This is a genomic window from Methylophilus sp. OH31 (genome assembly GCF_000576615.1).
Classification (GTDB): Bacteria; Pseudomonadota; Gammaproteobacteria; order Burkholderiales; family Methylophilaceae; genus Methylophilus.
On the sequence record NZ_BAUS01000001.1, the window covers coordinates 356,707 to 369,723 of the forward strand.

A 13,017-nucleotide genomic window follows, 5' to 3' on the forward strand; every position below is an offset into this window, starting at 1 on the left:
GTCGTTTACCAGTCGGTATAGGCAGAGCCATCGGCAGCCTGCCCGACTGCACTGCTGTGCAAGGTATACACCGCACCTACCACAGGCAACTCCGGCGGCGTAATCACCCAGACATCATTACGCTCGGCAATCGGGTCCCAGGGTAATTTGTCGAGATAGTGTTTGTCGACCAACTCCTGCAAGGTGTCTGGATACTGGCCCTGATCGGCATAATATTCGTCCAGCGCTTTGCGGGTAGTTGCCAGTTGCTGCTTGAGGGCCTGTTCCTTGGCACGCTGTACGCCATAAAAATAACGCGGCACCGCCAGCGATAACAGCAAGGCTAGAATCGACAACACCACCAGCAGTTCTACCAGCGTAAAACCGCGTTGCTTACCATTGCGCATAAGCGACTCCATTGATACCGGCCTGCGTGCTTAATGAATACACATCGTAGACATCCTGGCTATAACGTGGCTGCTCCGGCGGGCTATCATAACTGCGCAGTCCCCATTGGCTGACGGACTGCGTCAATCCCTTGTTCGCCTGGCCATTCAGCATGGGGTCTGTCGGGATACGCCGTAAAAAACGCAAACGTTCATGCTTGGGACTTTTGGCATCTTCCACGCCATCTACCAACACCTGCAAATTGGGTGGATAACCACTGGCATCGGCACTCTTTTTCACCCTGCCCTCATCGGCGGCCTTTTTGTAGGCATCAATCGCGCGCCGCATCTCGCGCAAATGCTCACGTAATTGCTGCTCTTTTTGCCGCTGCACCGTCAGTTGTATCATGGGCGTGGCCACACTGGCCATGATGGCGATAATCGCCAGCGACACCATCAGTTCAATCAAGGTAAATCCGGCCGTGCGTTTCACTATATAGACCATCAAGGAATGACCTTGGGTGCCGGTAAGGTGGTCGTGCCCTGCTCGGAAATACCATTGACGTTATTAGACAAGCCCGGCATGGCTGGCGCAGGCTGCATAGACTCAGTATTGGCCGGTTGCGCATCTGGCGCAGGTAATGCAGCAGGTTCAGGCGCCGGTGCGGATTCAGGCGTGTCATTGACTGGCACATCTGTGGCATCATTCAACTCGCGCTGACGTTGCAACTGCTGTTCACGTGCCTGCTGGCCACGCGCCGGTGCATTGCTCGGCGTACTGTTTAACAAGGGTTTGTCAGAAATCACGGTATCAGTACCACTCCAGTACTCAGAGAAGGTCGCCTCCGGCAAAGTCACATTGCTGATCACTTTTGGCGTAATCGCCAGCACAATTTCAGTTTTATTTTTCTCGTCAATATGACGTGAGAACAAGCGGCCCAAAATCGGGATTTCACCCAAGCCCGGCAATTTGTCGGCATTCTTACGCTCTGAATCCTGAATCAGACCCGCCAGAATCTGGGTTTCCCCGTGCTTCAGGCGCAGCATGGTAGTCGCGTTGCGGGTACCGATGTTATAGACCTTGGAGTTATTGCTCAGCGTAATCGCTTCGCCCAGTGAACTCACTTCCAGGTTAATTTTAATACTGACAAAATCGTCCAGCATCACCCGTGGTTCAACCTCTAGTTTGAGGCCAACATCAACATAAGATACGCTCTCGGACGTCCCTACATTCGCAGTGGTATTGGTAGTAATCACCGGCACCTTGTTACCCACCAGCACTTTGGCTTTCTCGTTATTTTTAACGCGGATACGCGGGTTGGACAACAGGTTCAGATCACTGTCTGTGGTCTTGAATTGCAGACTGGGGTTAGGGCTGACACCGATATCAGAAGACTTGATACGCTTGAGCGCTTCCAGCGTCAATTGACTGTCGAGAACGGTGAGTGACGAAGGATAAACGATGCCCAACTGGTTCATTTTGCCGCGCGTGATTTCCATCACCTCTATTTCCAGCATCACTTCCGGGTCGGCAATATCCTGTGCCTTGATCATTTTTTCCGCCAGCGCCAGCACTTCCGGTCTATCCCTGAGTACCAGCATGTTCAAACGCTCATCCACATAGACATCACGGACCTTCAAAATGGTGCGCAACATATCGGCGCATTGCTTGGCGCTGGTGTTGGCAAAGTAAAAATTGCGGATGAGTAAATCCTGATAATCTTTGTTCTTTTGCTGCGTGGCCGGATAAACCAGCATACTGGTCGGCGATAACACTTTTTTCTGCAAACCGTTGCTGGCCAGCACCATGTCTATGGCCTCTTCAATCGGCATTTTTTTGACGAATACCGAGGCCTTGGTTTCCGGCTTGATGTCTTTATCCAATACAAAGTTCACGCCGGTGGCACGGGACAAGGCCTCAAATACCACCTTGATATTGGCATCGCGTAGCTCCAGCGTCACTGGCTTGCTGAGTCCGGTTTGCAATTGTGGCAAGGCCGCACGCGCACGCGGCTCCATCGCAATCAGCTGTTTTTCCAGCGCCTGTGCTTCGGCATTGGTCGGCTGTTCCAGCAATATATCGCGCACCTCTTTTAAGGCCTGCTTAGGATTATCCATATGCTGCTTGACGGCTTCGAGCTGCTTGCGCAAGGCGATTTCACGCGCACTGGCATTCTCATAGGCCAATGCTTTAATATGGTGCGGATCCAGGGTCAGAATACGTGCATATACCTGCTTGGCCGTCGTAATATCCCCTCTGGCATCGGCGGCTTCTGCCTCGGCAGACAGCGCATTAATTGCCTGCTCACGCTCGCGGAACCAGCGATTACGCAGCACGGCATCAGATGGATGTTCGGCCACTTGCTGTGCCAGCTCATGCACTTTACCTTCTGGGGTGGTAGCGGTCAGCTTGGGTGGGAACAGTCCGCAAGAAGACAACACCCATGCCGACAAGCTAATCGCCACAAAGCGCGGCATCGCCGTCTGTAAAGAGGATCTCAAGTTAAAGACATTCATTGGTTTAACATTTCATCTTGATTATTATCGGTGAGCGCCTGACGTTGGCCAGCACCTGACGTTGTTTTCGTTTTACTCAACACCACCACTTTATTGAGTGGTACATAAGTGAAATAAACAGACTGCGCATCCTCCCGGTCCAGACGCCATTGCGCATTGATATTGCTTCCCAGCTTCGGTAACAACATCTTTTTCTGCTGCATTAAAATCACTGTATCGCCACCCGGCACATCCTGCATGCTGCCAACATAGGTATAAGGCAAGGGTGGCACCTCGGGCGGCGGTGGCGGTTGTGGCTTTGGCGGTGGCGGTAACCATTCATGCGCAGCAAACAAGGCATGACTCAGTTTTGCGGCTGGCAGTTGTCTCGTGAAGTACGTATTGTCGGGCGTAGATGCTAATGGGCTAATGGACGATGATGTGACCACCGGCGGCGCCAACGTCTGGCTGACTGGCGCTTGTGGTACAGGGTTTGCTGGCGTTTCTGACGCAGATCGTGCGCCATTCGTATTTGCAGCTACCACCGTCACATCAGCCGTTTCTTCTTGCGACCACTGCCAGTAGACCAAGCCTAGCGTGAGCAGCAAGGCCAGCCATAACAAAGGCTGTGGTGCCGCTTTAGACTCAAGCGCCATGTGCACGCCCTCCACGGATAAACACCGAGAATGTCAGCGTGGCATCGACGACTGGCTGTACCGTTTCATTTTTACGTAACTCCAGCCCGGTCAACGCCATCGACGGATATTGTTTCAACACATCCATCATAAATTGGCGGCAGGTCGCGTAGTCCGCCTGTATCGTAAAGCGCATATCAAACTGCTGAATGTCTTGTGTCGCGCTGCTAGCCTGGGTTGCGCTAGTAGCTTGATGTGCCTGCCATTGGTAATCCCCCACATTCAATGCAATCTGCCGCTTTTGCGCCAAGCTGGCGATATGCATCATGCGCGGAGACAAGTCAGCAAATGCAGGCAATTGCCGCCAAAGTGCCGCCAACTCCACTGGCTCGTCTGGCGCCGTTTTAACATCGATTGCCAATGTTTTTTCAGGCTTGGCTGGCGTCACCCGGTCTTGATGCACAGGCCGAACTGCCAGCTGCCGAATCTCCTGTTCCAGTGCACCCAGCTGTGCCAGCTGACCAGATTGCTGCTGCGACAAGACTAGCCACATCACCAGCAATGCCACAGACGACACCATGGGCACCCAGCCTAAATACCAGGCACAACGGCGCAGCAGCCATATCACGGTCATGGGTGTCACAAGACGCAATGCAGTCATGGTTGCCATCCACCCTGTATCTCGAAACTGACCGGGCGTTGCGGATGACTTTCGTTCACCTGGTGCTTTTGCAGATGCACCTGGTTGAGCGTTGGCACAGCCTGTAACTGGCTCACATATTTAAGCAAGTCCTGGTAACTCTTGGCTTCGCCAGACAGCACAAACTGGCCGCGATTAGCATCTGGCAATAATTGCAATAAGGCGATGTCTGGCACCTGGCGCGATTCCAAGGCTTGCAACAGATCAAACCAGCGCACATTTAACTGCTGCACAATTTTTTCAGCGACCTTCTGCTGTGGCTGGCTTAATACCGCGACAGGCTGTTTGGCTGCCACTTTAGTGGCTGGCTGATGTTCTGTGGTTGTCGCACCGGCCTGTTGTTGCGTCAACTGCTGCTGGCGTTGCGCAAGGCGCTGTAACTGCGCCTCGGTCTCTGTCAGTCCCGTATACTGCACGGCGACTAACACACCCAATAGCACAACCAGCAATCCACCTGGCCAGCGCAATGCCTGCCAGGCAAACGGTGGCTGCGCAAATTCAAATTGATAGTTAGGATTAGGCCACATGCACGACCTCCGGCCACAGCGAAGTTACCGGATTCGCAGCATAGAGCAGTTGCCATGGCAACTGCACTGCCAGTTGCTGTGACAGCCGACGCCCGGTGGCAGCCACAGGCGCGCAGGCCGGTTCACTCACCCAATAGCACGGACTCGCCTGCACACCCAGCAAGGTACGTTCACGCAACAACCAGGCAGCCATGGCTTTCACCTCAGTCATGTCTGTTGTCAGGCTGGCAACATGGGTCACCTGGCCTTGCTCCAGCTGCAATAGCCTTAGCATATGCGGTTCCGCAGTCAGCACCGTGCCGCTCGCAGGCAGACGCGTCTGCGCCCATAAGGCGCACACATAGGGTTGCACCGACCATTGCATGGCCTTGCTTGCCAACAGCGCATTTAAATTCAACGTTTGCAAAGCAGGCATCGCCACCAGCAAGCTGTCTTGTGGCTGCTGGATATCGGCTAACCGGAACGGCCATGCCCGTGCGGCTTCGCCATAGGTTTGCATCAATACCGCCCGCGCATAGGCCTGCTGTTCCTGCCCGGATACATCCAGCGTTTGCAGGGATTGTGTCATGGCAGGCAGGCGCAACAGATGCACATGCTTGTCAGCAAGGTAAATTTCAATACGCTGCCAGCGGGTGGCGGGCAGTTGTGCCAGCAATGCCGGCAGCGCAGTTTGCAAGTCTGTTCCGGTCCAGCTGCTTTGTGCCGTCAGCCTGCGTGTGTGCAAGCCTGCAGGCCTGTGCTCAGCCAGTAAACGGTCTGCGGTGATCAGCACCCGCGTTAAACCTAACCAACGGAAATCAGGCAATAAACGTGACACGGTTGATCTCCTGTAAACTGGTCATGCCTTCTGCCACCGCAGTGATCGCGGCTTCCCTGATGGTGCGCATGCCATTTCTGGCTGCAGCCTCCTTAAGTTGCCGGATCGGTTGCCTGGCGATAATCATCTCGCGCAGCTCATCATTGAGCACCAGCATTTCTGCCACGGCCTTACGCCCTTTATAACCAGTACCACGGCAATGGCCGCACCCTTGTGCGTGTTTGAACTGCATGCCTGCCGCCTGCGCGGATGTCAGCCCGGAAGCCTTTAACATGTCCTCATCCGGCACAAAAGGCTCGGCACAATGTGGGCACAAGGCACGCACCAGGCGCTGGGCAATAATGCCATTCACCGCAGATACAAAGTGATAGGGATCTACCCCCATATGCATAAAGCGGCCGATCACATCCAGCACACTGTTGGCGTGCACGGTGGAGAACACCAGGTGACCAGTCAATGCCGCCTGCACGGCAATTTGCGCCGTTTCGGCATCACGGATTTCACCGACCATGATTTTATCGGGGTCGTGGCGCAGGATGGAGCGCAGGCCGCGCGCAAAGGTCAGGCCTTTTTTCTCATTGACGGGGATTTGCAGCACGCCTGGTAACTGATACTCCACCGGGTCTTCAATGGTGATGATTTTGTCAAAGCCGGTATTCACTTCAGAAATGGCCGCATAGAGGGACGTCGTTTTGCCACTGCCGGTCGGGCCGGTCACCAGTACCATGCCATACGGCTCACTGGCCAGTTTCCTGAAGCCGGCAATGACCTGCAGATCAAAGCCCAGGGCCTTGAGGCTTAGGCCCTGCGCCTGCTCGGTCAATGCCTTACGGTCCAATACGCGCAAGACGGCATCTTCACCAAAAGCACTGGGCATGATGGAGACACGGAAATCGATCAGCCGCCCCATGGCATGCACTTTAAAGCGGCCATCCTGTGGAATCCGTCGTTCGGCAATATCCAGCTGCGCCATGACCTTGATACGTGAAATGGCCTGCTCTGCGCTGTCCAGCCCCGGGCTGTTGGCAATGCTGGCCATGACGCCGTCAATGCGGTATTTCACGGCCAGGCCGCCAGGATGCGTTTCCAGGTGGATATCACTGGCGCCGGTTTTAAGCGCGTCATATAAGGTGGAATTGATCAGCTTGACGATGGGGTTGGCGTCTTCATGGATAGACTTGAGCGATAACTGCATGACGACTTCTTCGTCACCCTCTTGCGCCTGTTCGCTAGACAAGCCGACGCCATCCATGGCACGCATGGTTTCTTCTTCACCGGCCAGGTAAGCACTGATTTCCAACCTGTGCGCCAGCCGCCATTCAAACGGCACTTGTACCGCATGCTGCACCCATAGCGGCAACTGGCGGTTAAACGGGTCAGCAAACACCAGAATCAGGGTTTGTTGCGCATCATAAAACGCCAGGCATTCTTTCTGCTGGGCGGTGTTATAGCTGATGACATCAAAGGCAACCTGCCATTCGCGCATCTCACGCATGGTAGCCACCGGGTAATGCAACAGGCTACCCAATTGTGTGATCAGCGCTTCGTTCTCTAAAGAAAGCAATTCTTCCAGCACTTCAATCACACGGCGTTGCTGTTGTTGCGCCAGTGTTTGCGCCTGGGCAAACAGGTCTGCCGGCAAGGCGGATAAGGCGTGGTTGGGCACAGGCTGGTTCATTGGATTTGTCCCGCCAGTTCAAAGATAGGCATATAGAGCAGTAGCACCACGACCCCAATCACCAGGCCGATAAACAGCATTAACAAAGGCTCAAACAATTTGGTAAACCAGTCTATCCAGCGTGCCAGTTCCTCATCATAAAAGCTGGCGATTCTATCCATCATCTGCGCGACGTTACCGCCACGTTCGCCGACCAGCAGCATGCGCTCTCCGATCGGTGTGGTCATGCCCGCAGTTTGAAAGGCCTGTGACAGTGGCTGGCCCTCGCTGATCATGGTTTGTGCCTGTTGCAGGCTCAGGGCCAGGCTGCTGTCGAGCAAGCCGCCCAGCGAATCAATTGCGGTCATAATCGGTGTACCGCCGGCCAGCAGCATGCCCAGGGTGCGGTAAAAACGGGCCAGTTGATAGAGATGCAACTTGTCACCAATGGCGGGGATACGCCACAGCGTCCGCAACATGGACTGGCGCATGGCAGGCGTTTTGAATAGCAATACCAGGCCAATCATCATGCCTGCCAGTATCACCAGCATGGTCTCGCCATGCTGTGAAATCAGCGTGCCCCACTGCAACATCATTTTCGACATCCACGGCAAGTCAGCCCCGGTGCCTTCATAGACACTGCTGAACTTGGGCACGACAAAGCCCATCAGAAACGCAATCACCAGGCCACCCACCACAATCAGCAGCAGGGGGTAGATAGAGGCACTGATGATTTTCTTTTTAAGCAGTGAGACCTGGTTGTCGTAAGCAATATAGCGCGACAAGGCATTGCCCAGGTCACCGGTGCGCTCGGCGGCTTTGACGGTGGCGATATACAGTGGTGGGAATACAGCAGGCTGGCGCTCAAGTGCGGCAGAGAATGACTTGCCTTGCTGCAAGGACTGCAGAATGCTTTGTAATACGCTACGCGTGTGGTCCTGGCGCAAAGACAGCGCATCAATCGCTTCCACCAGGTTGAGGCCTGACTCCAGCAAAGCCAGTAACTCCTGGCTGAACAATGCCAGGGGAAACGCTTCGCGCCGGGATACTTTGGCTGCCTTTTGCGCATGCAATGACACGGGCATCAAGCCTTTGGATTTCAGTTGCGCGTACGCGTCCTGCTCATCGTCAGCCTGCAGCTCCACCATCGTGAGCGTAGAACCATTGAGCACTTTTGCCTGATAATGCATGGCAGTTTACCAGTTGGTAATATCCTGTGCTTCGTCACTACCGCCTACCTGGCCGTCCTTGCCCAGGCTGAACAAATCGTACTCGCCATGTTGGCCCGGCATACGGTACTGGTACGCTTTGCCCCACGGGTCATTCGGTACTTCTTTTTTTAAATAAGGGCCGCTCCAGTGCGTGTTGTTATCGGCATTGGTCATCAATGCCTGCAACCCCTGCTCAGTGGCCGGATAGTGACCAACATCCAATCGATACTGATCCAGTGCCTGCTCCAGCGCCGCAATCTGTGCCTTCGCCGTCTTCACTTCTGACTTGCCTATCTGCTGGAAATACTTCGGCCCAACATAACCAGCAAGCAGGCCAATAATAACCATCACCACTAATAATTCTAGTAAGGTAAAACCGCGACTGTTCCGGACAGAACGACAAGGCATCGCTAACACTCCATGAAAATTTGATGACAATACTAAGCAGATTAGATTGCAGAAAAGTGGCGGCAATATGACAATCTGTCACAGTTGTAATGTTGGATTAACATCACCAGGCTGCCAGACAATGAGGTGAGCGCTCTGCCTGGGCGGTCAACACCCAGCAGAGGATAACATTTATTGAAATGTTTTTAAATGGATTAAAAGATCAGCAAAGAAAAGCCGTGGCAAGCGTGAACGCTTATTCGCCCAAAAAACCGCCGCTTTGGTGCGTCCACAATTTGGCGTAGATGCCATCGTGTGCCAGCAATTGATGGTGTGTACCTGTTTCAACAATACGGCCTTGATCAAGCACAATCAGCCTGTCCATGGCAGCAATGGTAGACAATCGATGGGCAATGGCAATCACGGTTTTGCCTTCCATCAATTGTGCGAGATGATGTTGAATGGCTAATTCCACCTCGGAGTCCAGCGCGCTGGTCGCTTCGTCCAACACCAGTATTGGTGCGTTTTTCAGCATGACACGGGCAATGGCAATACGCTGGCGTTGACCGCCTGATAACTTCACACCACGCTCACCGACATGTGCATCGTAGCCGGTACGTCCCTTGGCATCGCGCAGGCTCAGAATGAAATCATGCGCCTCGGCACGCTTGGCGGCCATGATCATCTCATCATCCGTCGCATCCGGGCGGCCGTACAAAATATTCTCGCGCACCGAGCGATGCAACAAAGAAGTATCTTGTGTCACCATACCGATTTGCTGACGTAAAGAATCCTGTTTAACGCTATCAATCGCCTGCCCATCTATGCGGATATGCCCGGCCTGAATATCGTAAAAACGCATAAGCAAATTAACAATAGACGATTTACCAGCTCCGGAACGTCCCACCAGTCCAACACGCTCGCCTGGTTGGATATGCAGGTCAAAATCCTGCAGTAATGGCGCCTGTTTGTCATAGGCGAAATCCACTTGCTGGAACAAGACCTCCCCTTTGGGTACACTCAGCGTCAACGCGTCTGGCACATCCACCACGCGGTTCTCCACCGACAAGGTATTCATGCCGTCTTGCACCGTGCCGATTTGTTCATACAGCGAAGTCAGCTCCCACATCACCCAGTGCGAAATCCCGTTCAGGCGCAAGCCCATGGCCATCACAGCTGCCACCGCCCCGGCGGCGACCAGACTTTGTGACCACAACCACAACACCATGCTGCCGCTGGCAATAATCAGGCACATATTCAAAAAATGATTAATGCTTTCGACACAACTCACCATGCGCATTTGCCCATGGACAGTGTCGAGAAACTCTTGCATGGCCGATTGCGCATAGCTCGCCTCGCGTCCTGCATGCGAAAATAATTTCACGGTAGAAATATTGGTATAGGCATCAGTAATACGGCCAGTCATCAGCGCGCGCGCGTCAGCCTGATGCTGTGACACCTTGGCCAGACGTGGAATAAAATAGACCAGGGCGCAAGCATAGAGCAAAAGCCAGCCGAGGAAAGGCAGCACCATCCATGGGTGAAAGCTGCCGACGACAGTCACAATCGTGGTGAAATACAACAGCACATAGACCATGATATCAGCGAGGATAAACCAGACTTCGCGCACGGCAAGCGCGGTTTGCATGACTTTGGCCGAGACGCGGCCAGCAAACTCATCCTGGTAAAAACCCATGCTCTGGTTGAGCATATGCTGATGAAACTGCCAGCGCAAACGCATGGGGAAATTACCTGCTAGCGTCTGGTGCTTGATCAATGTCTGTAACACAATAACCAGCGTACTACCCATTAAAATCGAGGCCACCAGCCACAAAGTGTCATGATGAGTTGTCCATAGCTGACTAGGTGCAATCGCAGTCAATTTATCGACCACTTTGCCCATCAGTGCAAACAATAACGCTTCAAAAGAACCAATACAGGCAGTGAGTATCGTCATCGCCAGGATATAGCGGCGCATGCCATACGAACATGCCCACATAAAAGGCCAGAAACGGGTGGGGAGCTGATGCAGTATCTCGCGCGGAAATGGGGACACCAATGCTTCAAAACGGCTGAATAATCGCATGATCACTACTTGGAATAAATGGTACAAACGGCTTCGGCAGCGATGCCTTCACTGCGGCCAGTAAAGCCGAGTTTTTCTGTGGTGGTTGCTTTCACATTCACCTGGTCAACGACAACGTGACAATCAGCCGCAATATTGCTGCACATCTGTGCTGTATGCCTGCTTAACCTGGGGGCTTCACAAATCACCGTCGCATCAATATTGCCGACCTGATAGCCTTTGTCATTCAGCAAAACCACCACATGCCGCAACAACGTGCGGGAATCGATTCCTTTAAATTGCATATCTGTCGGTGGAAAATGCTTGCCGATATCGCCCAAAGCAGCCGCGCCTAACAAAGCATCACAAATCGCATGCAGCAATACATCCGCATCAGAATGTCCATCCAGGCCATGACTATGAGGAATATGCACGCCGCCGATAATACAGTCACGGCCAGTCACCAGAGCGTGTACATCAAAGCCGTGGCCAATTCTAAAAGGGATCATTCTGCATCCTGTTCGCTCTGCGTAGCCTGCATCAGTGCCGAAACAACGGCAACATCATGCGGATACGTAATTTTTAAATTTTTCAAATCACCCAGCACCAGCTTGGGTACATGGCCTGCCCACTCCATTGCCTGCGCTTCGTCAGTCGGCTGGCGGTGTAAATGTGTGGCCAGTGCCTGCTGTAACATGCCGGCTTTAAACATTTGCGGCGTTTGTGCCTGCCACAATGCTTCACGCGGCACAGTCTCAACGGCATGCTGAGTTGTATCAGCACGCTTCAAAGTGTCTGCCAGCGGCAAAGCCAGCAGACCACCAACGTCTGTCGGTCTAATGGCGTCAATTAAACGCTGCACCATCTCAGCATCGATACCAGGGCGTGCCGCATCATGTACCAATACCCAATCGTCGCGATCAATATATGACGCCATGGCCTGCAAACCTTGATCGACAGAAGCCGCGCGACTATCGCCACCGCAAGACAATACCTGAGTTTTATAACAGCCTTGCAACAAGTCATCCGACCAATAAGCATCTTCAGATGCAGTTACAATAAAAATACGGCTGATGGCAGGTATTGCCTCAAAGGTATCGATAGCGTGACGCAAGATTGGTTTCCCGTTGAGCGGTAAATATTGCTTGGGTGCGACACTCTGCATACGCGAGCCACTACCAGCACTGGGAATCAGGACATGATATTGAGTCATCCTGTTATTTTATCATGCAGCCATGCACTTCTTTGGCACACCTGAAATCAAGCGGCTGATATTGCAACAAAACGCCATTCTCATGACTGCTTACCTGCTTTTCTTTAAGACCACTTAAACACTTGTTAAAAAGTCATTCTATAATCAAGCAACGGTACCCATCATAACAATAGATCCTCGGGAGCGAATCATGAACAATACCAAGGTAATCATTAGCAGCGTCTTATTCTCCCTGTGCGCAACATTAGGCACCAGCTACGCGGACCCGCCTGCCCACGCGCCAGCACATGGCTGGAGGAAGAAACACGACCCTTACTATCGTGGCTATTCAGGCTACCAGTGGCAGCGTGACTATGGCGTCATCAGCGGAGAATGTCAGTGGCAAACCGTCGGCACAGTGACTGGTGGCGTCATCGGCGGCGCAGTGGGCGCCAGCGTCGGTGAAGGCTCAAATAAGCCGATTGCAATTATTCTCGGTTCTGTTATCGGCGCAGTCATTGGCAACCAGATCGGCAAAGCTATTGATAATAATGACAGGGGCTGTATAGGCCACGCCCTCGAACTCGGACGCATAGGGCAACGGGTTCATTGGGTAAATCCTGATAGCCGTATTGAATACAACCTCACGCCAACCGCAGACTTCATGCAAGGTAATCAAAAATGTAAATCCTACCGGCTTGAATGGATAGAACATGGAAAACGTCAGCAAGCCAGCAATCGCGCTTGCCTCGCAGAACAAGGCCAATGGCAAACCATCAATTAAACGATCCTCTAAGCAAAAAAGCCTCTTGTTAAGAGGCTTTTTTGTATATTTAAGGAGGCATTTCTAATGTCCAACCCCATTCTCGTGTATTTTGAAGCAATAAAAAAGGCCTCAACACGCGAGTGTTGAGGCCTTTTTAGAATAGGAGCTTGGGGATGACCTACTTTCGCATACGAAGAGT

The 13,017-nt window shown here is 52.9% G+C and carries 14 protein-coding genes; 1 reads left to right on the top strand and 13 read right to left on the bottom strand.

The genetic code is table 11. From position 1 onward, the window contains the following. Window positions 1-5: 5 nt before the first annotated feature. From OH31_RS01515 to ispD, 13 genes are all read right to left on the bottom strand, one after another. The gene (locus OH31_RS01515) at window positions 6-386 is read right to left on the bottom strand and encodes a type II secretion system protein (protein ID WP_024929357.1); all 381 of its coding nucleotides are present in this window, start codon (window positions 384-386) and stop codon (window positions 6-8) included. Further along, entirely contained in the window at window positions 373-870 is a 498-nt protein-coding gene (locus OH31_RS01520; RefSeq protein ID WP_024929358.1) for a type II secretion system protein, read from the bottom strand. The genes OH31_RS01515 and OH31_RS01520 overlap by 14 nt, the downstream gene beginning before the upstream one ends. Then, window positions 870-2,867, bottom strand: a complete 1,998-nt coding sequence (locus tag OH31_RS01525) for a secretin N-terminal domain-containing protein (protein WP_242402165.1) — start codon at window positions 2,865-2,867, stop codon at window positions 870-872. Before OH31_RS01525 ends, OH31_RS01520 begins: the two co-directional genes overlap by 1 nt. An 11-nt stretch (window positions 2,868-2,878) precedes the next feature. Beyond that, window positions 2,879-3,517, bottom strand: coding sequence for a hypothetical protein (locus OH31_RS01530; RefSeq protein WP_024929360.1), 639 nt, complete (start codon window positions 3,515-3,517; stop codon window positions 2,879-2,881). Further along, complete coding sequence (locus OH31_RS01535; protein ID WP_242402166.1) at window positions 3,507-4,130, bottom strand: hypothetical protein; 624 nt, start codon at window positions 4,128-4,130, stop codon at window positions 3,507-3,509. Before OH31_RS01535 ends, OH31_RS01530 begins: the two co-directional genes overlap by 11 nt. Window positions 4,131-4,153: 23 nt before the next feature. After that, window positions 4,154-4,723: a PilN domain-containing protein gene (locus OH31_RS01540; RefSeq protein WP_024929362.1), complete on the bottom strand. Its 570-nt coding sequence runs from the start codon at window positions 4,721-4,723 to the stop codon at window positions 4,154-4,156. Beyond that, entirely contained in the window at window positions 4,713-5,540 is an 828-nt protein-coding gene (locus OH31_RS01545; protein ID WP_024929363.1) for a hypothetical protein, read from the bottom strand. The genes OH31_RS01540 and OH31_RS01545 overlap by 11 nt, the downstream gene beginning before the upstream one ends. Then, window positions 5,521-7,218, bottom strand: coding sequence for a GspE/PulE family protein (locus tag OH31_RS01550; RefSeq protein WP_024929364.1), 1,698 nt, complete (start codon window positions 7,216-7,218; stop codon window positions 5,521-5,523). The genes OH31_RS01545 and OH31_RS01550 overlap by 20 nt, the downstream gene beginning before the upstream one ends. Then, entirely contained in the window at window positions 7,215-8,387 is a 1,173-nt protein-coding gene (locus OH31_RS01555) for a type II secretion system F family protein (protein WP_024929365.1), read from the bottom strand. The genes OH31_RS01550 and OH31_RS01555 overlap by 4 nt, the downstream gene beginning before the upstream one ends. 6 nt (window positions 8,388-8,393) lie before the next feature. After that, complete coding sequence (gspG, locus tag OH31_RS01560; RefSeq protein WP_019883079.1) at window positions 8,394-8,816, bottom strand: type II secretion system major pseudopilin GspG; 423 nt, start codon at window positions 8,814-8,816, stop codon at window positions 8,394-8,396. 235 nt (window positions 8,817-9,051) lie between these two features. Continuing rightward, window positions 9,052-10,881, bottom strand: coding sequence for an ABC transporter ATP-binding protein (locus OH31_RS01565; RefSeq protein WP_024929366.1), 1,830 nt, complete (start codon window positions 10,879-10,881; stop codon window positions 9,052-9,054). Window positions 10,882-10,886: 5 nt separating this feature from the next. Further along, window positions 10,887-11,369, bottom strand: coding sequence for a 2-C-methyl-D-erythritol 2,4-cyclodiphosphate synthase (gene ispF, locus OH31_RS01570; protein ID WP_024929367.1), 483 nt, complete (start codon window positions 11,367-11,369; stop codon window positions 10,887-10,889). Beyond that, window positions 11,366-12,073 (bottom strand): 2-C-methyl-D-erythritol 4-phosphate cytidylyltransferase, encoded by a 708-nt coding sequence (gene ispD / locus OH31_RS01575; protein WP_024929368.1) that lies wholly within the window; start codon window positions 12,071-12,073, stop codon window positions 11,366-11,368. The genes ispF and ispD overlap by 4 nt, the downstream gene beginning before the upstream one ends. A 190-nt stretch (window positions 12,074-12,263) precedes the next feature. On the opposite strand from ispD, the gene OH31_RS01580 reads away from it, so the two are divergent. Then, window positions 12,264-12,836, top strand: coding sequence for a glycine zipper 2TM domain-containing protein (locus OH31_RS01580; protein ID WP_024929369.1), 573 nt, complete (start codon window positions 12,264-12,266; stop codon window positions 12,834-12,836). The last annotated feature ends 181 nt before the right edge of the window (window positions 12,837-13,017 follow it).

Bases quoted from the DNA above. Each gene is read 5' to 3' on its own strand.
- OH31_RS01515 (WP_024929357.1), bottom strand. From the start codon at position 386: ATGCGCAATGGTAAGCAACGCGGTTTTACGCTGGTAGAACTGCTGGTG.
- OH31_RS01520 (WP_024929358.1), bottom strand. From the start codon at position 870: ATGGTCTATATAGTGAAACGCACGGCCGGATTTACCTTGATTGAACTG.
- gspG (WP_019883079.1), bottom strand. From the start codon at position 8,816: ATGCCTTGTCGTTCTGTCCGGAACAGTCGCGGTTTTACCTTACTAGAA.
- OH31_RS01550 (WP_024929364.1), bottom strand. From the start codon at position 7,218: ATGAACCAGCCTGTGCCCAACCACGCCTTATCCGCCTTGCCGGCAGAC.
- OH31_RS01535 (WP_242402166.1), bottom strand. From the start codon at position 4,130: ATGACCGTGATATGGCTGCTGCGCCGTTGTGCCTGGTATTTAGGCTGG.
- OH31_RS01555 (WP_024929365.1), bottom strand. From the start codon at position 8,387: ATGCATTATCAGGCAAAAGTGCTCAATGGTTCTACGCTCACGATGGTG.
- ispD (WP_024929368.1), bottom strand. From the start codon at position 12,073: ATGACTCAATATCATGTCCTGATTCCCAGTGCTGGTAGTGGCTCGCGT.
- OH31_RS01530 (WP_024929360.1), bottom strand. From the start codon at position 3,517: ATGGCGCTTGAGTCTAAAGCGGCACCACAGCCTTTGTTATGGCTGGCC.
- OH31_RS01540 (WP_024929362.1), bottom strand. From the start codon at position 4,723: ATGTGGCCTAATCCTAACTATCAATTTGAATTTGCGCAGCCACCGTTT.
- OH31_RS01565 (WP_024929366.1), bottom strand. From the start codon at position 10,881: ATGCGATTATTCAGCCGTTTTGAAGCATTGGTGTCCCCATTTCCGCGC.
- OH31_RS01580 (WP_024929369.1), top strand. From the start codon at position 12,264: ATGAACAATACCAAGGTAATCATTAGCAGCGTCTTATTCTCCCTGTGC.
- ispF (WP_024929367.1), bottom strand. From the start codon at position 11,369: ATGATCCCTTTTAGAATTGGCCACGGCTTTGATGTACACGCTCTGGTG.